26 protein-coding genes are annotated in these 26,452 nt (G+C 73.0%); 2 read left to right on the plus strand and 24 right to left on the minus strand.

The features are described 5' to 3' along the window. Window positions 1-26: 26 nt before the first annotated feature. The gene (fmt, locus tag ACFZAU_RS26840; protein WP_500554286.1) at window positions 27-959 is read right to left on the minus strand and encodes a methionyl-tRNA formyltransferase; all 933 of its coding nucleotides are present in this window, start codon (window positions 957-959) and stop codon (window positions 27-29) included. Window positions 960-991: 32 nt separating this feature from the next. Further along, a complete protein-coding gene (gene def / locus ACFZAU_RS26845; protein WP_500554287.1) occupies window positions 992-1,537 on the minus strand; it encodes a peptide deformylase in 546 nt (181 codons plus the stop codon). Between the two features lie 187 nt (window positions 1,538-1,724). On the opposite strand from def, the gene ACFZAU_RS26850 reads away from it, so the two are divergent. Then, window positions 1,725-2,231 carry a hypothetical protein gene (locus ACFZAU_RS26850; protein ID WP_500554288.1) on the plus strand — a complete coding sequence of 169 codons (507 nt, stop codon included), beginning with the start codon at window positions 1,725-1,727 and terminating at the stop codon, window positions 2,229-2,231. Window positions 2,232-2,372: 141 nt separating this feature from the next. On the opposite strand, the gene ACFZAU_RS26855 is transcribed toward ACFZAU_RS26850, so the two are convergent. From ACFZAU_RS26855 to pyrR, 15 genes are all read right to left on the minus strand, one after another. After that, the gene (locus ACFZAU_RS26855) at window positions 2,373-2,840 is read right to left on the minus strand and encodes a GNAT family N-acetyltransferase (protein ID WP_500554289.1); all 468 of its coding nucleotides are present in this window, start codon (window positions 2,838-2,840) and stop codon (window positions 2,373-2,375) included. Window positions 2,841-2,925: 85 nt separating this feature from the next. Further along, a complete protein-coding gene (locus ACFZAU_RS26860; RefSeq protein WP_500554290.1) occupies window positions 2,926-5,073 on the minus strand; it encodes a primosomal protein N' in 2,148 nt (715 codons plus the stop codon). A gap of 227 nt (window positions 5,074-5,300) precedes the next feature. Then, a complete protein-coding gene (metK, locus tag ACFZAU_RS26865) occupies window positions 5,301-6,509 on the minus strand; it encodes a methionine adenosyltransferase (protein ID WP_499603336.1) in 1,209 nt (402 codons plus the stop codon). A gap of 204 nt (window positions 6,510-6,713) precedes the next feature. Then, on the minus strand, window positions 6,714-7,922 hold the full coding sequence (coaBC, locus tag ACFZAU_RS26870) for a bifunctional phosphopantothenoylcysteine decarboxylase/phosphopantothenate--cysteine ligase CoaBC (protein ID WP_499603337.1): 1,209 nt from the start codon (window positions 7,920-7,922) through the stop codon (window positions 6,714-6,716). 103 nt (window positions 7,923-8,025) lie between these two features. Next, window positions 8,026-8,298, minus strand: a complete 273-nt coding sequence (rpoZ, locus tag ACFZAU_RS26875; RefSeq protein ID WP_018564174.1) for a DNA-directed RNA polymerase subunit omega — start codon at window positions 8,296-8,298, stop codon at window positions 8,026-8,028. Window positions 8,299-8,327: 29 nt separating this feature from the next. Continuing rightward, a complete protein-coding gene (gene gmk, locus ACFZAU_RS26880) occupies window positions 8,328-8,885 on the minus strand; it encodes a guanylate kinase (RefSeq protein ID WP_499603338.1) in 558 nt (185 codons plus the stop codon). Between the two features lie 38 nt (window positions 8,886-8,923). Next, window positions 8,924-9,247, minus strand: coding sequence for an integration host factor (locus ACFZAU_RS26885; RefSeq protein WP_089227789.1), 324 nt, complete (start codon window positions 9,245-9,247; stop codon window positions 8,924-8,926). A gap of 224 nt (window positions 9,248-9,471) precedes the next feature. Further along, window positions 9,472-10,305 carry an orotidine-5'-phosphate decarboxylase gene (pyrF, locus tag ACFZAU_RS26890; protein WP_500554291.1) on the minus strand — a complete coding sequence of 278 codons (834 nt, stop codon included), beginning with the start codon at window positions 10,303-10,305 and terminating at the stop codon, window positions 9,472-9,474. Beyond that, complete coding sequence (locus ACFZAU_RS26895) at window positions 10,302-11,417, minus strand: quinone-dependent dihydroorotate dehydrogenase (protein WP_500554292.1); 1,116 nt, start codon at window positions 11,415-11,417, stop codon at window positions 10,302-10,304. Before ACFZAU_RS26895 ends, pyrF begins: the two co-directional genes overlap by 4 nt. Before the next feature lie 77 nt (window positions 11,418-11,494). Next, window positions 11,495-14,806, minus strand: coding sequence for a carbamoyl-phosphate synthase large subunit (gene carB / locus ACFZAU_RS26900; RefSeq protein WP_500554293.1), 3,312 nt, complete (start codon window positions 14,804-14,806; stop codon window positions 11,495-11,497). Continuing rightward, a complete protein-coding gene (gene carA / locus ACFZAU_RS26905; RefSeq protein ID WP_500554294.1) occupies window positions 14,799-15,938 on the minus strand; it encodes a glutamine-hydrolyzing carbamoyl-phosphate synthase small subunit in 1,140 nt (379 codons plus the stop codon). The genes carB and carA overlap by 8 nt, the downstream gene beginning before the upstream one ends. After that, window positions 15,935-16,507, minus strand: coding sequence for a PH-like domain-containing protein (locus tag ACFZAU_RS26910; RefSeq protein WP_500554295.1), 573 nt, complete (start codon window positions 16,505-16,507; stop codon window positions 15,935-15,937). Before ACFZAU_RS26910 ends, carA begins: the two co-directional genes overlap by 4 nt. Further along, window positions 16,504-17,802, minus strand: a complete 1,299-nt coding sequence (locus tag ACFZAU_RS26915; protein WP_500554296.1) for a dihydroorotase — start codon at window positions 17,800-17,802, stop codon at window positions 16,504-16,506. The genes ACFZAU_RS26910 and ACFZAU_RS26915 overlap by 4 nt, the downstream gene beginning before the upstream one ends. Next, window positions 17,799-18,782 (minus strand): aspartate carbamoyltransferase catalytic subunit, encoded by a 984-nt coding sequence (locus tag ACFZAU_RS26920; RefSeq protein WP_500554297.1) that lies wholly within the window; start codon window positions 18,780-18,782, stop codon window positions 17,799-17,801. The genes ACFZAU_RS26915 and ACFZAU_RS26920 overlap by 4 nt, the downstream gene beginning before the upstream one ends. A 124-nt stretch (window positions 18,783-18,906) precedes the next feature. Then, window positions 18,907-19,479 (minus strand): bifunctional pyr operon transcriptional regulator/uracil phosphoribosyltransferase PyrR, encoded by a 573-nt coding sequence (gene pyrR, locus ACFZAU_RS26925; RefSeq protein ID WP_499603346.1) that lies wholly within the window; start codon window positions 19,477-19,479, stop codon window positions 18,907-18,909. A 298-nt stretch (window positions 19,480-19,777) separates the two neighbouring features. Between pyrR and bldD the strand changes: the two genes are divergently transcribed. Next, window positions 19,778-20,278: a transcriptional regulator BldD gene (bldD, locus tag ACFZAU_RS26930; RefSeq protein ID WP_018564185.1), complete on the plus strand. Its 501-nt coding sequence runs from the start codon at window positions 19,778-19,780 to the stop codon at window positions 20,276-20,278. Between the two features lie 170 nt (window positions 20,279-20,448). Here the strand turns inward: bldD and nusB are convergent, their stop codons facing one another. The 7 genes from nusB to aroC all read right to left on the minus strand — a co-directional run bounded on the left by nusB (window position 20,449) and on the right by aroC (window position 26,349). Continuing rightward, window positions 20,449-20,877: a transcription antitermination factor NusB gene (nusB, locus tag ACFZAU_RS26935; RefSeq protein WP_499603347.1), complete on the minus strand. Its 429-nt coding sequence runs from the start codon at window positions 20,875-20,877 to the stop codon at window positions 20,449-20,451. Window positions 20,878-20,879: 2 nt separating this feature from the next. After that, on the minus strand, window positions 20,880-21,446 hold the full coding sequence (gene efp / locus ACFZAU_RS26940; RefSeq protein ID WP_500554298.1) for an elongation factor P: 567 nt from the start codon (window positions 21,444-21,446) through the stop codon (window positions 20,880-20,882). A gap of 56 nt (window positions 21,447-21,502) precedes the next feature. After that, a complete protein-coding gene (locus tag ACFZAU_RS26945; RefSeq protein WP_499603349.1) occupies window positions 21,503-22,612 on the minus strand; it encodes a M24 family metallopeptidase in 1,110 nt (369 codons plus the stop codon). Between the two features lie 57 nt (window positions 22,613-22,669). After that, complete coding sequence (locus ACFZAU_RS26950) at window positions 22,670-23,419, minus strand: AAA family ATPase (RefSeq protein ID WP_500465586.1); 750 nt, start codon at window positions 23,417-23,419, stop codon at window positions 22,670-22,672. 133 nt (window positions 23,420-23,552) lie between these two features. Then, on the minus strand, window positions 23,553-24,656 hold the full coding sequence (gene aroB, locus ACFZAU_RS26955; protein WP_499603351.1) for a 3-dehydroquinate synthase: 1,104 nt from the start codon (window positions 24,654-24,656) through the stop codon (window positions 23,553-23,555). Then, window positions 24,653-25,168, minus strand: a complete 516-nt coding sequence (locus ACFZAU_RS26960; protein ID WP_499603352.1) for a shikimate kinase — start codon at window positions 25,166-25,168, stop codon at window positions 24,653-24,655. The genes aroB and ACFZAU_RS26960 overlap by 4 nt, the downstream gene beginning before the upstream one ends. Continuing rightward, window positions 25,165-26,349, minus strand: a complete 1,185-nt coding sequence (gene aroC / locus ACFZAU_RS26965) for a chorismate synthase (RefSeq protein ID WP_500554299.1) — start codon at window positions 26,347-26,349, stop codon at window positions 25,165-25,167. The genes ACFZAU_RS26960 and aroC overlap by 4 nt, the downstream gene beginning before the upstream one ends. Between the last annotated feature and the right edge of the window lie 103 nt (window positions 26,350-26,452).

The raw sequence follows: 26,452 nt of genomic DNA on the forward strand, positions 1-26,452 counted from the left end.
CGCTTCGAGCGTACGTGGGGGCGCGGTCAGCCGCCGAGCCGCTCCCCGGAGGGGACGCGGACGCCGCGCGCCCAGTCGGCGGCGGGCATCGGCTTCTTGCCCTGCGGACGCACCTCGCCGAGCTCCACGGCGTGGCTGCCGGTGCCCACGTACACCGCGCGCTTGGTGACCTCCAGTTCGCCGGGCGCCAGGTCGGTGCGCTCGGGCAGCGGCGTGACGGGACCGAGCTTGAGGCGTTCGCCGCCGAAAACGGTCCAGGCGCCGGGCGCTGGGGTGCAGCCGCGGACCACCCGGTCGACCCGCAGGGCCGGGGCGCTCCAGTCGACGCGGGCGTCGTCGACGGTGATCTTGGGAGCCAGGCTGACGCCCTCGGCGGGCTGCGGCCGGGCGACCAGCGTGCCGTCCTCGATGCCGTCCATGGTGGCGGCGAGCAGCTTCGCGCCGCTGTGCGAGAGCCGGGTGAGCAGGTCGCCGCTGGTGTCGCGGGGCCGGACGTCCTCGGTGACGACGCCGTACACCGGCCCGGAGTCCAGGCCCTCCTCGATGAGGAAGGTCGCGGCCCCGGTGACCTCGTCGCCCGCCATGACGGCGTGCTGCACGGGGGCGGCGCCGCGCCAGGCGGGCAGCAGGGAGAAGTGCAGGTTGACCCAGCCGTGGGCGGGCACGTCGAGGGCGACGCGGGGCAGCAGCGCGCCGTAGGCGACGACCGGGCAGCAGTCGGGGGCGATCTCCCGGAGCCGGGCCAGGAAGTCCTCGTCGCGGGGCTTCGCGGGCCGCAGGACCTCGATGCCGGCCTCCTCCGCGCGTTGGGCCACCGGACTGGCGACGAGCTTGCGGCCGCGTCCGGCGGCGGCGTCGGGCCGGGTGACCACGGCGACGACCTCGTGCCGGCCGGAGGCGATCAGGGCGTCGAGGGCGGGGACGGCGACCTCGGGGGTGCCGGCGAAGACGAGCCTCATGCGTGCGGGATGCCTTTCTGCGGTGCGCGGCCCTACAGTGCGCGGCCGAACGTGCTGTGCGGGGAAACGCGGACCTGGGGCACGGGCCGGCCGGCCCACTCGGCCTCGCGTATCGCCTTCATCGCGGCCTTGCGCTGCTCGCGGTCGAGGCGGTCGATGAAGATGATGCCGTCGAGGTGGTCGGTCTCGTGCTGGATGCAGCGGGCGAGCAGCTGGGTGCCCTCGACGGTCACCGGGTCGCCGTACATGGTGAAGCCCTTGGCGACGACGCCGTACGCGCGCTTGGTGTCGAAGCGCAGCCCGGGCAGGGACAGGCAGCCCTCGGGGCCGTCCTGCTCCTCCTCGCTCAGGCTGAGGTCCGGGTTGACCAGATGGCCCAGCTCGCCGTCGACGTGGTACGTGAACACCCGCAGCGAGACGCCGATCTGAGGTGCCGCCAGGCCGGCGCCCGGGGCGTCCTTCATGGTCTCCTCGAGATCCTTGACGAGGGTGCGCAGTTCCTTGTCGAAGACGGTCACGGGCTGCGCCGCCATGCGCAGCACGGGGTCGCCGAAGAGGCGGATCGGCTGGATGGACACGCTACGGCTCCGTGGTCGGACGGTGACAGGGCAACCGCACCAGTCTATGGGCCGAGGGGGTGGGGGCGCGCACCCCTGCGCACGCCCCCCGAAGGGTTCGATGCGCCCCTTATGCGTGACTCCTCGGGAGTCTGGCGCGTTGGTCAATGGAGTTTGACCCACAAGAGCCGGTTCGAGAGGCCAGTTGATGCCCGAACACGCAACTCACGACGCCCAGGCCAGGGCGAGCCTTCACCTGCTGGTGCGGGACATCGAGCGGGTCCGCCGACAGGTCGACGCGCTGCGCACCCTCACCACCCAGCTGGGCAACGTCTACCGTCCCCGGCGGGGCGGGCCGTCCGCGGGATTCGTGGTCTACGGCCGCGCCCCCGCCCCCACCGTCCGGCTCGCCCAGGAACTGCGCGACAGCGTCGAGACCCTGGTGACCGCGGCCGTCGAGTTCGACCGCTCCCTCGGCTTCAGCTGGGACGCCGTCGGCTCCGCGCTGGGCGTCACCAAGCAGGCCGTCCACCGGCGGTACGGCAACCGGCGTTCGGCCCCGGCCGGAGCCGCTGCGACGGAGGTGCACGGCGAACCCCCCGCCCCGGCGGTCGTGCCCTCGGTGCCGGCGGCCCGGGCCGTGCCCGCGCACACCGCCCCCGCCGCCCGCGACGAGGCCGTCCCCGGCGCGGTCCCCTCCCCGCGCACGGGCTGACCCGGCGGCTCCCCGGGCACGCCCGCCCCGCCGCCCGCCACGCCGACAGGACGGCCGCCGGGGCGGGCGCGCGTACGGGCGGACGGACGCACCGCGGTCAGGGCCGCCGGTGCGCCGCGGGCACCGCGGACCGGGAGCCGGCTACAACTCCAGCGCCCCCACGGTCTGCCCGCCGCTTGACTCCCCCGTCGGGCGGAAGCCCAGCCCCAGGTAGAAGCGTTCCGGGCCGTCCTCCCCGGGGTGCCAGGTGGTGGTGACCCGGCTGCCGCCGCGGCGGCGGACCTCATCCGCCACGGACCCGACGGCGAACCTCCCGTAGCCGCGGCCCTGTTCGCCCGCGGCGATGGCGAGGCGCCACAGACCGGAGCGGAGGTCCGCGCCGCTCCCGTCGGCCGAGAAGTCGATGTCGAAGAAGGCCATCAGGAAGCCGACGTTCCGTTCGCCGTCGACGATCAGCCGCGGCCAGGCCCGCTCCCCGTACGCGTACGCCTCCGCGAGGGACTTCACGACGGGCGCCACCAGGTGTTCCTGGTCGGGGCGGACCTTGAGCGCCATCGCGGCGTCGACGTTGTCCGGGGTGATCTCCGCCAGTCGGAGTCTGCTGGTCATACCCGAAACCCTAGGCCGGGGCGTCAAGCGACTTTCCCCGTTCCCCCTGTTCCCCCGCTCACCCCTTTCGCCGGCTGCCCGGCGGTCAGCCGATGTCGGGCGGGTCGATGCGGACCCGGACCGGGTCGGGCTCCTTGCGGGCTATGCGGGCGGTCTGCGCGGACTTCAGCGCGGCCGCCAGCGCGGCGCCGTTGCCCGGCGGCACACGCAGCAGCACGCGTTCCCAGCGTTCGCCGGGTGGGGTGTCCCCGGAGCGGCGGGGCCGCGCGGGGTCGGTGATCGGCAGCGGCACCGGGCCGAGGACGTCGGTGCCCTCCGGCAACCGGACCGTGGCCAAGAGGTCGGCGACGGCGGCGGGCCGGCCGCTGACCGAGGCCATCCGGGAGACCGGGGGGAAGCCCAGCTCGGCGCGTTCCGCCAGTTCCCGCACGGCGTGGCCGACCGGGTCCCAGCGGACGAGGGCCTGCACGGGACGGAGCGTGGGCTCCGCGATGACGACCACGGTGCCGCCCTCGCCGGCCGGGCGCACCAGCGCCGCCGCGGCGGCCCAGCGGCGCAGGGTCTCCTCCCCCGCCCGCAGGTCCGGACGGTTGAGCAGGGCCCAGCCGTCCAGCAGCAGCGCCGCCGCGTAGCCGCTCTCGGCGACGGGTTCCGCGCCGGGGGTCGAGATCACCAGCGCGGGCGTTCCCGGCACGGAGGCCAGCACGCCGTCGCGGCCGGAGGTCCGCACCGGCACCTTGGGGAAGGCCCGGCCCAGTTCGTCGGCGGTGCGCCGGGCGCCGACGACCTGGGCGCGCAGCCGGAACCCGCCGCACTCCTTGCAGTGCCAGCCCGCCTCTGGCCGCCCGCACCAGCCGCAGTGCGGCGCGCTCTCCCCGTCGCCGAGCTGCAGCGGCCCCGCGCAGTGCGCGCACCGGGCGGGTTCGCGGCAGCGCTCGCAGGCCAGCCGCGGCACGTAGCCCCGCCGGGGCACCTGCACGAGCACCGGGCCGCGCTGCAGTGCGTCCCGCGTCACCTGCCAGGCCACCGACGGCAGTCGTGCCGCGCGCGCGGCGGCGTCCCGCGCCTCGTCGCCCTCGCCGACCGTACGGACCATGGGCGCGGCGGCGCGCACCCGCTCGCGCGGCGCGGTCAGCGGCAAGGCCCACTGGGTGTCGACCAGTTGGGCGCCCTCCACGGTGCAGGTGAGGCCGCCGAGCAGGAAGCCCGCCCGTTCCTCGGTGGCGCGCAGCAGCAGGACGTCCCGGGCGTGCGGCTGCGGCGCGTGCTGCTCGGCGTGGCTGGAGTCCCCGTCGTCCCAGAGCACGGCGAGTCCGAGGTCGGCCACCGGCGCGAACATCGCGGCCCGGGTGCCGACGACGGCGCGTACGCTGCCCCGGCTCACCGCGAGCCAGCGGCGGTACCGCTCCTCCGGCCCGGCGTCGGCGGTCAGCAGCACATGCCGTCCCTCGCCGACCATCGCGGTCAGCGCCTCGTCGACCCGGGCGGCCGCGCGACCGTCCGGCACGACGGCGAGCGCCCCGCGTCCCGAGGCGAGCGCCGCCGCCATGGCGCGGGCGATCTCCTCGGGCCAGTACGGCCCGGGCAGTGCCGTCCACACCGCCCGCGGGGTGTCCCCGCGGGCCAGTGCCTGCAGGAACGCCGGCCCGGTCGGGTAGCGCCGCCACGGCCCCGGCTCGGGCGGGCGGGGCGCCGGCAGCGGATCCCGTACCGGCTCCGCCTCGACCTTGGCCCGGCGCGGAGGCACCGCGAGCTGGACGATGTCGGCGAGGGCCCCCGCGTAGCGGTCGGCGACGGCCCGGCACAGCCGGAGCAGGCCGGGGGTCAGCACCTCCTCGGGCGACAGGACCTGGGCGAGCGGGGCGAGCGGGCCGCGGTAGTCGCTCTCGGTCAGCCGGTCCACGATGAAGCCGTCGTGCAGTTCGCCGCCCTCGCGGCGGCCGCCCTTGCCCACCCGGCCGCCGAACCGCACGCGGACGCGCACGCCGGGCCGCGCTTCGTCGTCCATGGCGGCGGGAACCGCGTAGTCGAAGTACTGGTCGAGGTGGAGCAGGCCCTTGTCGACCAGCACGCGCGCCACCGGCAGCCCTTCGGCCAGCGCCGCCCCCCGCCAGGTGCGCGGCTTCGCGCGGGGCTCCTTGGCCTTGCGCACCGTCTCCCGGATGAGCGCGAGCTGCTCTCCCCCGTGCGGCTCCGCCGCCGGGGACACCTGGCGGTCGTCCTCGCTGCTCACAGCCTCAGTGTTACCAGAAGCCTCGGACACCCGGCCCCGCCCCGGGTGCCGGGCGGGCCCGCGAGCACGCGTCGCTCGCCCCGTGCGACGGCGCCGGCGGAGTCCGCAGACGGGCCGGCACGGTCACGCCCACTCCCGCGGCTCACACCCGTTCCCGGCGCTCCCGCGCACGCCGACGGCCCCGGACCGCGCGGGTCCGGGGCCGTCGTCAGGCCAGGGGTACGGGCCTAGAGGCCGGCCGCCCGGCGCAGCGCCTCGACGCGGTCGGTGCGCTCCCAGGTGAAGTCCGGCAGCTCACGGCCGAAGTGGCCGTACGCCGCGGTCTGGGCGTAGATCGGGCGGAGCAGTTCGAGGTCGCGGATGATCGCGGCCGGGCGGAGGTCGAAGACCTGGCCGATGGCCTGCTCGATCTTCTCGTGGTCCACGGTGTGGGTGCCGAAGGTCTCCACGAACAGGCCGACGGGCTCGGCCTTGCCGATCGCGTAGGCGACCTGGACCTCGCAGCGCGAGGCGAGGCCCGCGGCGACGACGTTCTTGGCGACCCAGCGCATGGCGTAGGCGGCGGAGCGGTCGACCTTGGACGGGTCCTTGCCGGAGAAGGCGCCGCCACCGTGACGGGCCATGCCGCCGTAGGTGTCGATGATGATCTTGCGGCCGGTGAGGCCGGCGTCGCCCATCGGGCCGCCGATCTCGAAGCGCCCGGTGGGGTTGACCAGCAGCCGGTACCCGTCGGTGTCGATCTTGATGCCGTCGTCGAGCAGCGCCTTCAGCTCCGGCTCCACGACGAACTCGCGGATGTCGGGGGCGAGCAGCGACTCCAGGTCGATGTCGCTGGCGTGCTGCGAGGAGACGACGACGGTGTCGAGGCGCACGGCCTTGTCGTCGTTGTACTCGATGGTGACCTGGGTCTTGCCGTCGGGCCGCAGGTAGGGGATGGTCCCGTTCTTGCGGACCTCGGTCAGCCGCCGGGAGAGCCGGTGCGCCAGGGTGATCGGGAGCGGCATCAGCTCGGGGGTCTCGTCGCAGGCGTAGCCGAACATCAGACCCTGGTCGCCCGCGCCCTGCCGGTCGAGCTCGTCGTCGTCGCCCTCGACCCGGCTCTCGTACGCCGTGTCGACACCCTGCGCGATGTCCGGGGACTGCGCACCGATGGAGACCGAGACACCGCAGGACGCGCCGTCGAAGCCCTTCTTCGACGAGTCGTAGCCGATGTCGAGGATCTTGTTCCGCACCAGGGTCGCGATGTCCGCGTACCCCTTGGTGGTGACCTCTCCGGCGACATGCACCAGACCGGTGGTGATCAACGTCTCGACGGCGACGCGCGAGGAGGGGTCCTCCTTGAGCAGGGCGTCGAGGATCGTGTCGCTGATCTGGTCAGCGATCTTGTCGGGGTGACCCTCGGTCACGGACTCCGAGGTGAACAGGCGGCGGGACACATCGCTCCCTGGGGTTGCAGCGGCTGCTGGCTGATCGTTGGCGGCTCGCGCGGGGCTGCGCCCGGCGGGCCATGGGTCAGTTTATCGTCCGACTCATGCGCAGGGACACGGCATCTCGCACCTTGGATATGCCGTGACCTGCGACACTGTGCATCACCTCGGGGCGGAACGCCAGTAGCGCACACGCACCGTCCCGGAGTGTCGTCAGGTCAGACGGGCGACGACCAGGTCCCACACCTGCTCGGCCAGGGCCTCCTTCGGCCCGTACGGCACGGCGGTCTCGCTGCCGTCGGCGCCGAGCACGACGGCCTCGTTCTCCTCCGACCCGAAGGCCTTGTGGTCGCCCACCTCGTTGACGACCAGCAGGTCGCACCCCTTGCGGGCGAGCTTGGCACGGCCGTTGGCCAGGACGTCGTCGGTCTCGGCGGCGAAGCCCACGACGATCTGCGCGGGGTGCGGCCGTTCGGCTGAGAGCTCGGCGAGCACGTCCGGGTTGCGCACCAGCACCAGGGGCGCGGGCTCCTCGCCGTCCTTCTTCTTGATCTTGCCCTCGACGTACCGCGCGGGGCGGAAGTCGGCGACGGCGGCCGCCATCACCACCACGTCGGCGTCGGACGCGGCCTTCAGCACGGCCTCGCGCAGCTGCACCGCCGTGCCGACGCGCACCACGTCCGCCCCGGCCGGGTCGGCGAGTCCGGTGTTGGCGGAGACCAGGGTGACCCTGGCGCCGCGGGCCAGGGCCGTACGGGCGAGGGCGTAGCCCTGCTTGCCGGACGAGCGGTTGCCCAGGTAGCGGACCGGGTCGAGGGGCTCGCGGGTGCCGCCGGCGCTGATGACGACGTGGCGCCCGGCCAGGTCGGTCTCCAGCGCGCGGGGGCCGCGCAGCAGCACCCGGCGGCAGGCCTCGAAGATCTCCGCGGGCTCGGGCAGCCGGCCCTTGCCGGTGTCGACGCCGGTGAGCCGCCCGACCGCGGGTTCCAGCACGATGGCGCCGCGGCGGCGCAGGGTCGCCACGTTCTCCTGGGTGGCCGCGTGCTCCCACATCTCGGTGTGCATGGCGGGCGCGAACACCACGGGGCAGCGCGCGGTGAGCAGGGTGTTGGTCAGCAGGTCGTCGGCGAGCCCGTGGGCCGCCTTGGCCAGCACGTCGGCGGTGGCCGGGGCGACCACGACGAGGTCCGCGCCCTGCCCGATGCGCACGTGCGGCACCTCGTGGACGCTCTCCCACACCTCGGTCGAGACGGGGTTGCCGGACAGCGCCGACCACGTGGCCTCGCCGACGAAGTGCAGCGCCGAGGCCGTGGGCACGACACGTACCTCGTGTCCCGACTCGGTGAACCGGCGCAGCAGCTCGCACGCCTTGTAGGCGGCGATCCCGCCGCTCACGCCCAGGACGACCTGTGGCTTCCCCATCGCCTCTCCCGCGCTGTGTTGGACCGTGGTGGGTACTACCCCATGACACACCACGGGCCCGGCGGTCGTACCGCCGGGCCCGTGGTCTGACGCCTGGGCGCGGTTACTGGACCGGGCCCTCGACGGCCTCGGAGGTCAGCAGACCCGCGTTGATCTCACGCAGCGCGATCGACAGCGGCTTCTCGTGCACGTGGGTGTCCACGAGCGGGCCGACGTACTCGAGCAGGCCCTCGCCGAGCTGCGAGTAGTAGGCGTTGATCTGACGGGCACGCTTGGCCGCGTAGATCACGAGGCTGTACTTCGAGTCGGTGGCCTCGAGCAGCTCGTCGATCGGCGGGTTGATGATGCCCTCGGGCGTGGTGATGGAAGAGGACACGCTCTACCTTCCGATTGGGTGCAAAAAGATCAGACTACGGCCATCAAGGCTAGCAGCTCGCGCGCGACGTCCTCGACGGAGGTGTTCACCAGGGTGGTGTCGAACTCCGGCTCGGCCGCCAGTTCGACCCGCGCGGCCTCCAGCCGGCGCTCGATGACGTCGGGGGCCTCGGTGCCCCGGCCGGTGAGCCGGCGGACCAGCTCGTCCCAGCTCGGCGGTGCGAGGAAGACCAGCTGGGCCTCGGGCATCGAGTCCCGGACCTGGCGGGCGCCCTGCAGGTCGATCTCCAGCAGGACCGGCTCGCCGGCCTCGAGGCGCTCCAGCACCGCCTGGCGCGGGGTGCCGTACCGGTTCCCCGCGAACTCGGCCCACTCCAGCAGTTCGCCGTTGGCGACGAGCTTGTCGAACTCGTCGTTCTCGACGAAGAAGTAGTGCACCCCGTGTTCCTCGCCGGGGCGGGGCTTGCGGGTGGTGGCCGACACGGAGAGCCAGACCTCGGGGTGGACTGTGCGCATATGAGCGACGACCGTGCTCTTGCCGACCCCCGAGGGGCCGGAGAGCACGGTCAGCCGCGGACGTTCACTCATGGAGCGATTATCCCGGTTCCCGGAGGGTGCTGGGAACGTCAGACAGCGGGGCTGCCGAACTCGCGCTCCAGGGATGCGATCTGGTTGGAGCCGAGCCCGCGGACCCGGCGGCTCTCGGAGATGCCGAGCCGCTCCATGATCTGCTTGGCGCGGACCTTGCCCACGCCGGGCAGGGACTCCAGGAGGGCGGAGACCTTCATCTTGCCGATGACGTCGTTCTCCTGGCCCTGCTTGATGACCTCGTGCAGCGAGGCGCCGGAGTGCTTGAGTCGATTCTTGACCTCGGCGCGCTCCCGGCGAGCCGCGGCGGCCTTCTCGAGCGCGGCAGCGCGCTGTTCAGGGGTAAGGGGCGGAAGAGCCACGCCTACGTCACCTCGGAAGTAGAACTGTCGGATACGGACCGGTGTGGAACCTAGTCGCCCCCCACCTGCAGGGGCAACGTGAAACGCGCACCTTGCGCGCTCTCGTCGGAGACTAGCGGCCCCAGCGGCCGCAGTCAGCGCAAACAAGAAGAAAAGTCCTGGTCAGCGTCAACCGACCAGGACTTTTGGGACAAATCTGCGCAGGTTTCCGGACGTCTTGACCGCTACTTGACGACCGAGGCGAGTTCCGCGACCTCCCTTTCGGCCGCCTCGCGGAGCGCCGCGACCGACGGTCCGAGCTTCAGCACACCCCTGCTGACGCTCGGCACGACGTTGCGCACCCCCTCCCCGAACACCCTGGGGAGGTCGGCCGCGGTGGCCCCCTGGGCGCCGATCCCGGGGGCGAGGAGGGGCCCGTTCACGGCGAGGTCCACACCCGCCTCACCGAGGGTGGCGCCGACGACCGCGCCGACCGATCCGAGCGGGACGTCACCCTCGTTCTCGGCCGCGATGTGGTTCAGCATCACCTGGGCGAGGGACGCGCCGCCCGCCGCGGTTGACCGCTGCACCTCGGCGCCCTCCGGATTGGAGGTCAGGGCGAGCACGAACACGCCGCTGCCGCTCGCCCGGGCGGCGTCCAGGGCGGGCCGCAGCGAGCCGAACCCCAGGTACGGGCTGACGGTGACCGCGTCCGAGAACAGCGACGAGGCGGGGTCGAGGTACGCGGTGGCGTACGCGGCCATGGTGGAGCCGATGTCGCCGCGCTTGGCGTCCATCAGCACCAGGGCGCCGGCCGCCCGGGCCTCGGCGACGGCCGTCTCCAGGACGGCGATGCCGCGGGAGCCGAAGCGCTCGAAGAACGCGCTCTGCGGCTTGAGGACGGCGACCCGGTCGGCCAGCGCCTCCACCACGGTGCGGGTGAAGCGCTCCAGGCCGGCGACGTCGTCCTGCAGGCCCCAGGCGGAGAGCAGGGAGGAGTGCGGGTCGATGCCGACGCAGAGCGGTCCGCGGGTGTCCATGGCGCGGCGCAGCCTGGCGCCGAAGGGCTCGGGGTTCATCGCGGGGTGGCTGCCTTCCGGGTCTCGGCGCCGACGGCGTCGGCGAGGGTGGCGTACGGGCTGGCCTGCAGCAACGCCGCGAGGTCACGGTGGACATTGCGGCACCAGAAGGGGCCCCGGTACACGAAGGCGCTGTAGCCCTGCACCAGGGTGGCGCCGGCCAGGATGCGCTGCCAGACGTCCTCGGCGGTCTCGACCCCGCCCACCCCGACGAGGGTGATGCGGTCGCCGGTGCGGGCGTACAGGCGGCGCAGCACCTCCAGGGAGCGGTCCTTGAGGGGGGCGCCGGACAGGCCGCCGGTCTCCTTGACCAGGGCGGCGTCCGAGCGCAGGCCGAGACCGTCGCGGGCGACGGTGGTGTTGGTGGCGATGATGCCGTCCAGCCCGAGTTCGAGGGCGAGGTCGGCGACGGCGTCCACGTCCTCGTCCGCGAGGTCGGGGGCGATCTTGACCAGCAGGGGGACGCGGCGGCCGGTGACGGTGCGGTCGGCCGCCTCGCGCACGGCGCCGAGCAGGGGGCGGAGGTGCTCGACGGCCTGCAGGTTCCGCAGTCCGGGGGTGTTCGGCGACGAGACGTTGACGACGAGGTAGTCGGCGTGCCGGGCGAGCCGCTCGGTGGAGGTCACGTAGTCCGCGACCGCCTCCTCCTCCGGGACGACCTTGGTCTTGCCGATGTTGACGCCGACCGTGGCCGGGAAGACCGCCTCGCGGGCGGCCAGGCGGGCGGCGACCGCGGCCGAGCCCTCGTTGTTGAAGCCCATGCGGTTGATCAGGGCGCGGTCGGCGACCAGGCGGAAGAGCCGCTGCCGGGGGTTGCCGGGCTGCGGCTGGGCGGTGACGGTGCCGATCTCGACGTGGTCGAAGCCGAGCATGGTGAGCCCGTCAATGCCGACGGCGTTCTTGTCGAAACCGGCGGCGAGCCCGAAGGGACCGTGCATCCGGCGGCCCAGCGCCTCGGTGCGCAGGGCCGGGTGCCGGGGCGCGAGCAGCGCGGCGGCGAGGGTGCGCAGGACCGGGATCCGGGCGGCGAGGCGGATCCATCCGAAGGCGAGGTGGTGCGCCCGCTCGGGGTCGAGGCGCTTGAAGAACAGGGTGAACAGCAGGGAGTACATGCGGGGCCTTCCACGGCGGACGACGGGGCGGGGGCTCGTGAAGAGGGGGACACCGGTCCGGTGTCCCCCTCCTCGGCCTACGCCTCGCGGGCGGCGGTCAGGTGTTCCGCGTGTTCCTGCAGGGAGCGGACCCCGACGTCGCCGCGGTTCAGCGCGTCGACGCCCTGGACGGCGGCGGCGAGCGCCTGCACCGTCGTCAGGCACGGCACGCCGCGGGCGACGGCCGCGGTGCGGATGTCGTAGCCGTCGAGGCGGCCGCCGGTACCGAAGGGGGTGTTGACGATCAGGTCGATGGCGCCCTCGTGGATGAGCTCGATGATGGTCGGCTCGCCGTTGGGGCCGGTGCCCTCGCTCTTCTTGCGCACCACGGTGGCCTCGATGCCGTTGCGCTTGAGCACCTCGGCGGTGCCGGAGGTGGCCAGCAGCTCGAAGCCGTGCTCGACCAGCGCGCGGGCCGGGAAGATCAGCGCGCGCTTGTCGCGGTTGGCGACGGAGACGAAGGCGCGTCCCTTGGTCGGCAGCGCGCCGTAGGCGGCGGCCTGCGACTTGGCGTACGCCGTGCCGAAGACCGAGTCGATGCCCATGACCTCGCCGGTGGAGCGCATCTCCGGGCCGAGGACGGTGTCGACGCCCCGGCCGTGCACGTCGCGGAAGCGGCTCCAGGGCAGCACGGCCTCCTTGACGGAGATCGGCGCGTCCAGGGGCAGGGTGCCGCCGTCGCCGTGCGCCGGGAGCAGTCCCTCGGCGCGCAGCTCGGCGATGGTGGCGCCGAGCGAGATGCGCGCGGCCGCCTTGGCCAGCGGGACCGCCGTCGCCTTGGAGGTGAAGGGGACGGTGCGGGAGGCGCGCGGGTTGGCCTCCAGCACGTAGAGGATGTCCCCGGCCAGGGCGAACTGGATGTTGATCAGGCCCTGGACGCCGACGCCCCTGGCGATCGCCTCGGTGGAGGCGCGCAGCCGCTTGACGTCGTGGCCGCCGAGGGTGATCGGGGGCAGGGCGCACGCGGAGTCGCCGGAGTGGATGCCGGCCTCCTCGATGTGCTCCATGACGCCGCCCAGGTAGAGCTCGTGGCCGTCGTAGAGCGCGTCGACGTCGATCTCGATGGCGTCGTCGAGGAAGCGGTCGACCAGCACCGGGCGGTCCGGGCCGATCTCGGTGGACTCGGCGATGTAGGAGGCGAGGCGGGTCTCGTCGTAGACGATCTCCATGCCGCGGCCGCCGAGCACGTACGAGGGGCGCACCAGGACCGGGTAGCCGATCTCGTCGGCGATGGCCTTGGCCTCCTCGAAGGTGGTGGCCGTGCCGTGCTTGGGGGCGGGCAGGCCCGCCCGGTCCAGGACGCGGCCGAAGGCGCCGCGGTCCTCGGCGAGGTGGATCGCCTCGGGCGAGGTGCCGACGACCGGCACGCCGTTGTCCTTCAGCGCCTGCGCGAGGCCCAGCGGGGTCTGGCCGCCGAGCTGGACGACGACGCCCGCGACCGGGCCGGCCTGCTGCTCGGCGTGGACGATCTCCAGGACGTCCTCCAGGGTGAGCGGCTCGAAGTAGAGCCGGTCGGAAGTGTCGTAGTCGGTGGAGACGGTCTCGGGGTTGCAGTTGACCATGACGGTCTCGTAGCCGGCGTCGCTCAGCGCGAAGGAGGCGTGCACGCACGAGTAGTCGAACTCGATGCCCTGGCCGATGCGGTTCGGGCCCGAGCCCAGGATGATGACCGCTGGCTTCTCGCGCGGGGCGACCTCGCTCTCCTCGTCGTAGGACGAGTAGAAGTACGGGGTGCGGGCGGCGAACTCGGCGGCGCAGGTGTCGACCGTCTTGTAGACCGGCCGTACGCCCAGCGCGTGCCGGACCTCGCGGACGACGTCCTCGCGCAGGCCGCGGATCGCGGCGAGCTGGGCGTCGGAGAAGCCGTAGCGCTTGGCCTCGGCGAGCAGCTCGGGGTCGAGCTTGTCGGCGGCCGCCAGCTCGTCGGCGGTCTCCTTGATCAGGAAGAGCTGGTCGACGAACCAGGGGTCGATCTTCGTGGCGTCGAAGACCTCCTGCGGGGTGGCGCCCGCCCGGATCGCCTGCATGACGGTGTTGATCCGGCCGTCGGTGGGGCGTACGGCGGCGAGCAGCAGCTCGCCCTTGTGGCCGGGGTCGCCGGTGAAGGCGAACTGGCTGCCCTTCTTCTCCAGGGAACGCAGCGCCTTCTGCAGCGCCTCGGGGAAGTTGCGGCCGATCGCCATGGCCTCGCCGACCGACTTCATGGTGGTGGTGAGGGTGGCGTCGGCGGCCGGGAACTTCTCGAAGGCGAAGCGCGGCACCTTCACGACGACGTAGTCGAGCGTCGGCTCGAAGGAGGCCGGGGTCTGCTCGGTGATGTCGTTGGGGATCTCGTCGAGGGTGTAGCCGACGGCGAGCTTGGCGGCGATCTTGGCGATCGGGAAGCCCGTCGCCTTGGAGGCGAGCGCCGAGGAGCGGGAGACGCGCGGGTTCATCTCGATGACGATGACCCGGCCGTCCTCGGGATCGACCGCGAACTGGATGTTGCAGCCACCGGTGTCCACGCCGACCTCGCGGATGACGGCGATGCCGATGTCGCGCAGGATCTGGTACTCGCGGTCGGTCAGCGTCATGGCGGGCGCGACGGTGATGGAGTCGCCGGTGTGCACGCCCATGGGGTCGAAGTTCTCGATGGAGCAGACGACCACGACGTTGTCGTGCTTGTCGCGCATCAGCTCCAGCTCGTACTCCTTCCAGCCGAGGATGGACTCCTCCAGGAGCACCTCGGTGGTCGGGGAGAGCGTGAGTCCCTGGCCGGCGATGCGGCGCAGTTCCTCCTCGTCGTGGGCGAAGCCGGAGCCGGCGCCGCCCATGGTGAACGACGGGCGGACGACGACCGGGTAGCCGCCGAGGGTGCCGACGCCGGCGATCACCTCGTCCATGGTGTGGCAGATGACCGAGCGGGCGGACTCGCCGTGGCCGATCTTGGCGTTGACGGCCGCGACGACGTCCTTGAACAGGTCGCGGTCCTCGCCCTTGTTGATGGCCTCGACGTTGGCGCCGATCAGCTCGACGCCGTACTTGTCGAGGACGCCCGCGGTGTGGAGCGAGATCGCGGTGTTGAGCGCGGTCTGGCCGCCGAGGGTGGGCAGGAGCGCGTCGGGGCGCTCCTTGGCGATGATCTTCTCGACGAACTCCGGGGTGATCGGCTCCACATAGGTGGCGTCGGCGATCTCCGGATCGGTCATGATCGTGGCCGGGTTGGAGTTGACCAGGATCACCCGCAGGCCCTCGGCGCGCAGGACGCGGCAGGCCTGGGTGCCGGAGTAGTCGAACTCGGCGGCCTGGCCGATGACGATCGGGCCGGAGCCGATGACCAGGACGGACTGGATATCGGTGCGCTTAGGCACGCTGGCCCTCCATGAGCTTCACGAAGCGGTCGAACAGGTACGCGGCGTCGTGCGGACCTGCGGCGGCCTCGGGGTGGTACTGGACGCTGAAGGCGGGGGTGTCGAGCAGCCGCAGGCCCTCGACCACGTTGTCGTTGAGGCAGACGTGGGAGACCTCGACCCGCCCGTACGGGGTGTCGGTGACCTGGTCGAGCGGCGCGTCCACGGCGAAGCCGTGGTTGTGGGCGGTGACCTCGACCTTGCCGGTGGAACGGTCCTGCACCGGCTGGTTGATGCCGCGGTGGCCGTACTTCAGCTTGTACGTGCCGAAGCCGACGGCGCGGCCGAGCAGCTGGTTGCCGAAGCAGATGCCGAACAGCGGGGTCTTCCGCTCCAGGACGCCCTGGATGACGGTCAGGTCCGCGGTGGCCGGGTCGCCGGGCCCGTTGGAGAGGAAGACGCCGTCGGGGCCGACCGCGTAGACCTCGTCGAGGGTGGTGCCGGCGGGCAGCACGTGCACCTCGATGCCGCGCTCGGCCATGCGCTGCGGGGTCATCCCCTTGATGCCGAGGTCGATCGCGGCGACGGTGAACTTCTTCTCGCCGATCGCCGGGACGACGTACGGCTCGTCGGTGGCGACCTCGGCGGACAGGTCGGCGCCCTTCATCTGAGGGCTGTCCTGCACCGCGGCCAGGAGCGCGGCCTCGTCGGCCAGCGCCTTGTCGCCGGAGAAGATGCCGACCCGCATGGCGCCGCGCTCGCGCAGGTGACGGGTGAGCGCCCGGGTGTCGATGCCGCTGATGCCGACGACGCCCTGGCGGGTCAGCTCCTCGTCCAGGGTGCGGCGCGAGCGCCAGTTGGACGGCACGCGCGCGGGGTCGCGGACGACGTAGCCGGCCACCCAGATGCGGGAGGACTCGGGGTCCTCGTCGTTGACGCCGGTGTTGCCGACGTGGGGGGCGGTCATGACGACCACCTGGCGGTGGTACGAGGGGTCGGTCAGGGTCTCCTGGTAGCCGGTCATGCCGGTGGAGAAGACGGCCTCGCCGAAGGTCTCCCCCACGGCCCCGTAGGCGCGGCCGCGGAAGGTGCGGCCGTCCTCCAGGACGAGTACGGCAGGGACCCTCGCGGGCCGCTGGGTGGAGGTCGTCATCGTGCGCCTTCCTGGTCGTGCGTAAGGGTGTTCAGGGCCTCGACCCACGCGGCGTGCTCGGCTGCGTGGTCCGAGCGGAAGCCGGAGTCGATCAGCCGGTCGCCGTGCGCCCAGGTGACCACCAGCAGGCCGCCCTCGGTCAGGACCTTGCCGGCGATCCCCTTGTCGAGGCGGGCGCCGCGCAGGACGGCGGCCGGGACGAAGAAGCTCGGCGCGCCCGTGCGCCGGACGTCCAGCCCCCGGTCGGTGAGGGTGAGCTCGGCCCGGCTGCGCACGCCCAGCCCGTGGGCGACGATCCGGTCCAGCCATTGACCGGCGGTGGTGCTGCCGTGGTAGCGGCCGCTCATCGTCAGCAGGGCGGGCCGGGGCTCGCCGGGCTCCTCGGGTGCGGTGGGGAGGCCGGGCAGGTCGCTCTGGAGGGTGCCGCGCCACTTCCAGCCCTGGCGCATCAGCCAGTAGACGAGGGCGATGAGGAGCAGCAGCCCGACGACCCAGCCGATGCGGGCCGACCAGTCGGTGACCTCGGCGGAGTGCTTCCCCTCCGCCGCGATGAGTACCAGAGGTGTCACGAGAGCTTCCCGTCCATGACCGTCGCCTTGCCCCGCAGGAACGTGGCGAACACCTGGCCCGGCAGCTCCAGACCCTCGTAGGGGGTGTTGCGGCTGCGGGAGGCGAAGCCCGCGGGATTCACCTCACCACGGTATGCCGGATCGACCAGCGTGAGGTTCGCGGGCTCACCAGCCGAGACGGGCCGTCCGTGGCCGGCGAGGCGGCCGATCGCCGCGGGGCGGAACGACATCCGGTCGGCGACGCCGGCCCAGTCGAGCAGCCCGGTGTCCACCATCGCGTGCTGGACGACCGACAGCGCCGTCTCCAGGCCGATCATGCCCATGGCCGCCGCGCCCCACTCGCAGTCCTTGTCCTCGTGCGGGTGCGGGGCGTGGTCGGTGGCGACGCAGTCGATGGTGCCGTCGGCGAGCGCCTCGCGCAGCGCCATGACGTCGGCCTCGGTGCGCAGCGGCGGGTTCACCTTGTAGACCGGGTTGTAGGTGCGCACCAGCTCGTCGGTGAGGAGCAGGTGGTGCGGGGTGACCTCGGCGGTGACGTCCCAGCCCTTGGACTTGGCCCAGCGGACGATCTCCACGGAGCCGGCCGTGGACAGGTGGCAGATGTGCACGCGGGAGCCGACGTGCGCCGCGAGCAGCACGTCGCGGGCGATGATCGACTCCTCGGCGACGGCCGGCCAGCCGGTCAGACCCAGCTCGCCGGAGACGACGCCCTCGTTCATCTGCGCGCCCTCGGTCAGCCGGGGCTCCTGGGCGTGCTGGGCGACGACCCCGTCGAAGGCCTTCACGTACTCCAGGGCGCGGCGCATGATCACGGCGTCGTCGACGCACTTGCCGTCGTCGGAGAAGACCCGCACACCGGCGGCGGAGTCGGCCATCGCGCCCAGCTCGGCGAGCTTCTTGCCCTCCAGGCCCACGGTGACGGCGCCGACCGGCTGGACGTCGCAGTAGCCGTGCTCGCGGCCGAGCCGCCAGACCTGCTCGACGACGCCGGCGGTGTCGGCGACGGGGAAGGTGTTGGCCATCGCGTGGACGGCGGTGTAGCCGCCGGCGGCGGCGGAGCGGGTGCCGGTGAGGACGGTCTCGGAGTCCTCGCGGCCGGGCTCGCGCAGGTGGGTGTGGAGGTCGACCAGGCCCGGCAGGAGGACCTTGCCCGCGGCCTCGACCACGGTGGCGCCCTCGGGAGCGGTCAGGCCCGTGCCGGTCTCGGCGATGGTCTCGCCGTCGATCAGGACGTCCTGCGGCTCGCCGCCGAGGATCCTCGCGCCGCGGATCAGCGTCTTCGGGGTCGCGCTCATGCTTGGTTGTTCTCCTCGGTGCGGGCGGGGGCGGGGGCGGAGACGGCGGGCTCGGCGCCGCCGAGCAGCAGGTACAGGACGGCCATGCGGATGCTGACGCCGTTCTTCACCTGCTCGACGGCGGTGCAGCGCGGCGAGTCGGCGACCTCGGCGGTGATCTCCATGCCGCGGTTCATCGGGCCGGGGTGCATCACGACGGCGTGCTCGGGCAGCGCGGCCATGCGCAGGCCGTCGAGGCCGTAGCGGCGGGAGTACTCGCGCTCGGTGGGGAAGAAGGCGGCGTTCATGCGCTCGCGCTGGACGCGCAGCATCATCACGGCGTCGGACTTGGCGAGCACCGCGTCCAGGTCGTAGGAGACCTCGCAGGGCCAGTCCTCGACGCCGATCGGCAGCAGGGTGGGCGGCGCCACCAGGGTGACCTCGGCGCCGAGCGTGGTGAGCAGCAGCACGTTGGAGCGGGCCACCCGGCTGTGCAGCACGTCGCCGACGATCGTGATGCGGCGGCCGGCCAGGTCGCGGCCGGGGGCGGAGAGGTGGCGGCGCATGGTGAAGGCGTCCAGCAGCGCCTGCGTGGGGTGCTCGTGGGTGCCGTCGCCGGCGTTGACGACGCTGCCGCCGATCCAGTCGGAGTACGCCAGCCGGTGCGGGGCGCCGGACATGTGGTGGCGGATGACGACGGCGTCGGCGCCCATGGCCTCCAGGGTGAGAGCGGTGTCCTTCAGTGACTCGCCCTTGGACACCGAGGAGCCCTTGGCGGAGAAGTTGATGACGTCGGCCGACAGCCGCTTGGCGGCGGCCTCGAAGGAGATGCGGGTGCGGGTCGAGTCCTCGAAGAAGAGGTTGACGACCGTGCGGCCGCGCAGGGTGGGCAGCTTCTTGATGGGCCGGTCGGCGACGCGGGCCATCTCCTCGGCGGTGTCGAGCACGAGGAGGGCGTCGTCGCGGGTGAGGTCGGCGGCCGAGATCAGGTGGCGCTTCATCGGTTTCACTCCGGAGGATGCGTGCGGGGGCGGACTGGGCGGCGGCACGCCACGTCTCCCGGGCAGGCCGGGGGCGGGGACGGGCGGGCAGGGCGCTGCCCCGGGAGCCGGGGCGGCGCGGGCGCTACTCGTCCGCCGGGGAGCCGTCGCGTACGCCGAGCAGGACGCAGTCGCGCCCGTCCTCCTCGGTCAGGTGGACCTTGACGGTCTCGCGCAGCGAGGTGGGGATGTTCTTGCCGACGTAGTCGGCCCTGATGGGCAGCTCGCGGTGGCCGCGGTCGACGAGGACGGCCAGCTGCACGGCGCGGGGGCGGCCGATGTCGCCGAGCGCGTCGAGGGCGGCGCGGATGGTGCGGCCGGAGAAGAGCACGTCGTCGACGAGGACGACCAGCCGGCCGTCCACCCCGTCGGCCGGGATGTCGGTGCGGGCGAGGGCGCGCGCCGGACGCAGCCGCAGGTCGTCGCGGTACATGGTGATGTCGAGCGAACCGACCGGGAGCTTGCCGCCGGTGATCTCGTCCAGCTTGTCGCCGAGCCTGCGGGCCAGGTGGACCCCGCGGGTCGGGATGCCGAGCAGCACCACGTCGTCGGCGCCCTTGGCGCGTTCGACGATCTCGTGGGCGATGCGGGTGAGGACCCGCGCGATGTCCGGGGCCTCGAGGACGGACCGGGCCGGATCGGAACCGATGGTGGTCATGGAGAAAGGACCTCCTTCCCCGCCTCACGGGACGGGCCTTAAAGGACGCCAAAACGTACGGCTCCACCGTATCAGGCACCCTGGCGCGCTCCGTGGCGGGGCCTGGCGGCCGCCTGGCGCGGCTCTCGGGGCGGGACGGCCGCCCGTACCACGATCGACCGCGGATCCCGGCTGAAAGGCCGGTGACCGGCCATTCCTCGCTCTTCCGGGGGACCGGTGTGGACCATTCGGCTTGACGGATTCCAATTACGCTGCGTAACCTCACAGTGAGTTACTGAGTTTCCGTCCGGGGAGCCATATGTCCAGCGATTACGCCAAGCAGCTCGGAGCAAAGCTCCGCGCCATCCGCACGCAGCAGGGACTCTCCCTCCACGGCGTCGAGGAGAAGTCCCAGGGCCGCTGGAAGGCCGTGGTGGTCGGTTCCTACGAGCGCGGCGACCGCGCCGTGACCGTGCAGCGCCTCGCCGAGCTCGCCGACTTCTACGGCGTTCCGGTCCAGGAGCTGCTGCCCGGTTCCGCGCCCGGCGGCGCCGCCGAGCCGCCGCCGAAGCTCGTCCTCGACCTCGAGCGGCTGAGCCAGGTGCCCTCCGACAAGGCCGGTCCGCTGCAGCGCTACGCCGCCACCATCCAGAGCCAGCGTGGCGACTACAACGGCAAGGTGCTGTCGATCCGCCAGGACGACCTGCGCACCCTCGCCGTCATCTACGACCAGTCGCCCTCGGTCCTGACCGAGCAGCTGATCAGCTGGGGCGTCCTCGACGCGGACGCACGGCGCGCGGTGCAGCACGAGGAGGGCTGACGCCCTCGGGAAGCAGAAACGTCCCGCCCCTTGGGCGCGGCCGCCAGGCCGCGTCCGAGGGGCGGTTGTGTTTCCGGCCCCGGAACGGGCTGCGCCACCCCCGGCGGGGCCGGGGAAACGCCACGGGCCCGGAACGCGGTGCGTTCCGGGCCCGGTGAGCGTGATGCGGCCTACTCCTCCCGGAGGGAGGGCTTCAGCTCCTTGAGGCGGGCCAGCAGACCGTTGACGAACGAGGGCGACTCGTCCGTGGAGAACTCCTTGGCCAGCTGCACGGCCTCGTCCAGGACGACGGCGTCGGGGACGTCGTCCTCCCAGATCAGCTCGTAGGCGCCGAGCCGCAGGATGTTCCGGTCGGTCACCGGCATGCGGTCGAGGGTCCAGCCCACGGCGTGCTTCGACAGCAGTTCGTCGATGCGCCGCGCCCGTTCGGCGTAGCCCTCGACGAGCTGCATCGTGTATTCGCTGACCGGCGGCTGCCGGTCGTCGGTCCGGGCGAGCCTGATCCAGTCCGCCATGGCGGTCTTGGGGCTGACACCCCGCTGCTCCGCCTCGAAGAGGATCTGGAAGGCGCGCTTGCGGGCCTTGTTACGAGCGGCCACGGTTAGCTGGTCACCCGGCCGAGGTACTCACCCGAGCGGGTGTCGACCTTGATCTTCTCACCGGTGGTGATGAAGAGCGGGACGCCGATCTCGTAGCCGGTCTCCAGCTTGGCGGGCTTGGTGCCACCGGTGGAGCGGTCGCCCTGGACGCCGGGCTCGGTGTACTGGATGACCAGCTCGACGGCGGCCGGGAGCTCGATGTAGAGCGGCGCGCCCTCGTACATGGCGACGACGGCCTCGAAGCCCTCCAGGAGGAAGTGGGCGGCGTCGCCGACGACCTCGGGGGTGATGTAGACCTGGTCGAACGTGTCCATGTCCATGAACACGAAGCTCTCGCCGTCCTTGTAGGAGAACTGCATCCCGCGCTTGTCGACGTTGGCCGTCTCGACCTTCACGCCGGCGTTGAAGGTCTTGTCGACGACCTTTCCGGAGAGCACGTTCTTGAGCTTCGTACGGACGAAGGCGGGGCCCTTGCCGGGCTTGACGTGCTGGAACTCGACGACGGACCAGAGCTGGCCGCCGTCGAGCTTGAGCACGAGGCCGTTCTTGAGGTCGTTCGTGGTGGCCACGGTTGCGGAATCTCCTGCACTGCTGCTTCGGGGACCCGGAGCCGCGGACCGCCCTCTTACAGGGCGAGCAGCTCCTTGGTCGTGATGGTGAGTAGCTCGGGCCCGCCGTCCGTCGGTGGACGCACGACGAGTGTGTCGTCGATGCGGACACCGCCGCGGCCCGGGATGTGGACTCCCGGTTCGACGGTGACCGGCACGCAAGCGTCCAGTTTACCCATGGCCGAGGGGGACAACCGAGGGTCCTCGCCGATCTCCAGTCCGACCCCGTGTCCGGTGGTCTCCCCCAGCGCCTCGCCGTGGCCGCCGGACTCCAGCACGTGGCGCGCCGCGTGGTCCACGTCGCGGCAGGCCGCGCCGGGTGCGAGGGCCTCCCGGCCGGCCCGCTGGGCGGTGAAGACCAGGTCGTACAGCTCGATCTGCCAGTCCGCCGGCGTGGTGCCGATGACGAAGGTGCGCCCCACCTCGCAGCGGTAGCCGCGGTAGCAGGCGCCCAGGCAGACGGTGAGGAAGTCGCCCTCCTCGACGCGCCGGTCGGTGGGCAGGTGGCGCGCGGCACCCGAATGGGGGCCGGTGCCCACGCAGGTGGGGAAGGCCGGGCCGTCGGCCCCGTGGTCGATGAGACGTCGCTCCAGCTCCAGGGCGAGGTGCCGTTCGGTGCGGCCCACCAGGATCGACTCCAGGAGTTCGCTGAGCGCCTGGTCGGCGATCTCGGCGGCGATCCGCAGCGCGGAGATCTCCTGCTCGTCCTTGACCAGCCGGAGCTGTTCCACGGCCGAGCCGAGGTCGGACAGCCGCACCCCGGGGGCCGCGCCGCCCACGGCGCGGTGCCGCGCCACGGTGAGGTGGTGCTCCTCCAGCGCCAGGGCCTCCGCCTTGCGGTCCGCGGCCAGCGCGGCGGCCGTGACCGCCGGATCGCCCTCGGGGCCGGACAGGACGACACCCCGCACGTCGTCGGGGAGCCGGCCCTCGGCCAGGTCTCCGGAGGGATGGCGGTGGTGGACCAGTACGTCCTCGGGACCCGGCCCCACCAGCAGCACCGTCCCCGGCGGGGCGCAGCCCGTCAGGTAGCGGACGTTGGCGGGACGGGAGACGAGCGCCGCCGCCGATCCGGCCGCCGCGCACCGGTCCCGGAGGCGTTCCCTGCGGGCAGCGTGCACCTCGGACATGTGGCGAGCGTACGTCGCGTGCCGCCGCTCGGCCTGTCGAGAGCTGCCGGGTGGCGGCTACCAGGCGGGCGCGCCCTGGAGGCTGCGGGTGACGACGCTGTCGAGCGCGGCGGCCGCGGCGGCCACGTCGAGGTGGGAGTTGTCGATGATGGGCAGCCCGGAGCCGTACCAGCCGGCCATGCGGCCGTGGATGCGGGCGACCTCCTCGTCCGTGAGCCGCCGGTTCCCGCTGCGCTGGGCGTTGCGGGCCAGCACGATGTCGAGGCCGGGGAGGAGGACGACGGGCAGCAGACCGGGGCCCACGTGGCGCTTCCAGCCGCCGAGGCCGACGACCGGGCGGTCGGGGAAGACCGCGTCGTCGATGATGCAGGAGATGCCGTTCGCCAGGAAGTTGCGGGCCGCGAAACCGCAGGTGCGGCGGGCGAGACGGTACTGCGCCTCGGAGTTGTCGTTCCAGCCGGACTGCGGGTCGGCGAAGCCGGAGCGGACCCATTCGCGGACGTCGTCCAGGCTGACGTGGGCGGTCGGCACACCCCGGTGGTCGGCCCAGTGCCGGGCGATGGTCGTCTTGCCGGCGCCCGCCGCGCCGATCAGCAGGACCGCGACGGGGCCGTGCGTGGTGCGCGGGAGCGGGGCGCCGCCGCTGCCGGCGGACTGCGGGGGCGGCTGGACGGGGTGCTGTACGGGGGCTCCCTGGGCCATCGGGAAGTGGCCGGTGGTGCCCGGGGGCTGCGGCGGCGGCCCTGGCTGCCCGGCCTGCTGCCCACCGTGCGGCGGTGGCAGCGGCGCACCCACGGCATGCTGCATCGAGGCCACTCCGTCCGTACAAGAGCTTTCAGGTTCGACCGAACGGTACCGTCAACGGCCGCAGTTGTGTGAACGGCCGGGCAGCCCCAGGGGTGCCCGGCCGTTCGGAATCGGTGAACGCGTACGAGGCCGGCTACTTGGAGATCTCCGCGTACGCGGCGAGCAGCACCCCGGGGTCGGGGGCCTCCAGCACGGTCGGCTTGGCGAGGCCGTCCAGGACGATGAAGCGCAGCCGGTCGGCGCGGGACTTCTTGTCCACCTTCATCGTCTCCAGCAGCCGGGGCCACTGGTCGCCGCGGTAGGTCAGCGGGAGTCCGACGGACTCCAGGACGGAGCGGTGGCGGTCGGCGGTGGCGTCGTCCAGCCGCCCCGCGAGGCGGCCGAGTTCGGCGGCGAAGACCATGCCGATGGAGACGGCCGCGCCGTGCCGCCAGTTGTAGCGCTCGTTCTTCTCGATGGCGTGGCCGAGGGTGTGGCCGTAGTTGAGGATCTCGCGCAGGCCCGACTCCTTGAGGTCGGCGGAGACCACCTCGGCCTTGACGCGGACGGCGCGCTCGATGAGCTCGGCGGTGTGCGGCCCGCCGGGGCCGCGGGCGGCGGCCGGGTCCTGCTCGATCAGGTCGAGGATGACGGGGTCGGCGATGAAGCCGGCCTTGATGATCTCGGCGAGACCGCTGACGTAGTCGTTGACCGCCAGCGACTCCAGCGCCGCGAGGTCGCAGAGCACCCCGGCGGGCGGGTGGAAGGCGCCGACGAGGTTCTTGCCCTCGGCGGTGTTGATGCCGGTCTTGCCGCCGACCGCGGCGTCCACCATGCCGAGCACGGTGGTCGGCACGGCGACCCAGCGGACCCCGCGCAGCCAGGTCGCGGCGACGAACCCGGCGAGGTCGGTGGTGGCACCGCCGCCGACTCCGACGATGACATCCGTACGGGTGAATCCCGACTGGCCGAGCGCCCGCCAGCAATAGGCCGCGACCTCGGTGGTCTTGGCCTCCTCGGCGTTGGGCACCTGGATGGCGACGGCCTCGTAGCCCTGTTCCGCCAGGTCCTCGCGGAGCGCCTGGCCGGTGGCCTCCAGCGCCTCGGGGTGGATGACGGCGACCCGTGCCGCCTTGTCGCCGATCAGGCCGGGCAGTTCGCCGAGCAGCTGCCGGCCGACCAGCACCTCGTACGGCTCGGTGCCCTCACTGCCCCCGACCCGGATGCGGATGGGGGCGTGTGCGGCGTGCTCCGTCATGCGTTCTTCAGCTCCAGTGCGTCCAGGACGGCGTCCGCGACGTCCTCGGGGGTCCGGCCCTCCGTGCCGACCACGGCGCGGGCGACCTCGGTGTACAGCGGGCGGCGGGCGTCCATCAGCTCGCGCCACTGCCGCCGCGGGTTGACGGCGAGCAGCGGGCGGGCGGTGTCGAGCCCGACGCGCTTGACGGCCTCGGCGACGTCCATGTCGAGGAAGACCACGGGCAGCCCGGCGAGCAGCCCGCGGGTGTCCGCGTCGAGGATCGCCCCGCCGCCGAGCGCGAGCACGCCCGGGTGCTCGGCGAGCGCGGAGCGGACGGCCGCCGCCTCCAGCGCGCGGAAGTGCTCCTCGCCGTCCTCGACGAAGATGTCCGCGATCGGCCGGCCCTCGGCCTCGACGATGTCGGCGTCGGTGTCCCGGCAGGTGGTGCCGAGCCGCTGGGCGAGCAGCTCGCCGACGGTGGTCTTGCCGACCCCCATGGGGCCTACCAGGACGACGACCGGGCCGCTCATCGGATCACCAGGTTGTCGAGGTAGCCGCGCACGTTGCGGCGGGTCTCGGTGACGCTGTCGCCGCCGAACTTCTCGGCGACCGCGTCGGCCAGCACCAGGGCCACCATCGCCTCGGCGACGATGCCCGCGGCCGGGACGGCGCAGACGTCGGAGCGCTGGTGGTGGGCCGCGGTGGCCTCGCCGGTGGTCACGTCCACGGTGGCCAGGGCGCGCGGCACGGTGGCGATGGGCTTCATCGCGGCCCGCACCCGCAGCAGCTCTCCGGTGCTCAGGCCGCCCTCGGTGCCGCCGGAGCGGCCGGTGGAGCGGCGGATGCCGTCCTCGGTGGAGACGATCTCGTCGTGCGCCTTGGAGCCGGGCACGCGGGCGAGCTCGAAGCCGTCGCCGACCTCGACGCCCTTGATGGCCTGGATGCTCATGAGGGCGGCGGCCAGCCGGGCGTCCAGCCGGCGGTCCCAGTGCACGTGGCTGCCGAGGCCGACGGGCACGCCGTAGGCGAGCACCTCGACGACCCCGCCGAGGGTGTCGCCGTCCTTGTGGGCCTGGTCGATCTCGGCGACCATCCGCTTGCTCGCGTCGGCGTCCAGGCAGCGCACGGGGTCGGCGTCGAGCCGCTCGACGTCGGCCGGGGTGGGGTACACGCCGTACGGGGCCTTGGCCGCGGCGAGCTCCACGACGTGGGAGACGATCTCGATGCCGGCCGTCTCCTTGAGGTAGGAGCGGGCCACGGCGCCGAGCGCGACCCGCGCGGCGGTCTCACGGGCGGACGCCCGCTCCAGGACCGGCCGGGCCTCGTCGAAGCCGTACTTCTGCATGCCGGCGAGGTCGGCGTGGCCGGGGCGCGGCCGGGTCAGCGGGGCGTTGCGGGCGAGCCCGGCGAGGATCTCGGGGTCCACCGGGTCGGCCGCCATGACCTGCTCCCACTTGGGCCACTCGGTGTTCCCGACCATGACCGCGACCGGGGAGCCGAGGGTGAGCCCGTGGCGCACCCCGCCGAGGAAGGTGACCTGGTCCTGCTCGAACTTCATCCGGGCACCGCGGCCGTAGCCGAGCCGCCGCCGGGCGAGGTGGTCCGCCACCATCTCGGTGGTGATCGGCACGCCGGAGGGCAGACCCTCCAGCGTCGCGACGAGTGCGGGGCCGTGCGACTCCCCCGCTGTCAGCCAGCGCAACCTGCTCAACGGTGCTCGCTCCTTCATCATCGCCCGGGCCGCGGCGAGGCGGACCGGACCATCCGTGCGTAAACCGATCCTTTCACGTCCGGCGGCGGAGCCGGGGCGCGGT

Source organism: Streptomyces sp. NPDC008238 (assembly GCF_042956445.1).
Lineage (GTDB): Bacteria > Actinomycetota > Actinomycetes > Streptomycetales > Streptomycetaceae > Actinacidiphila.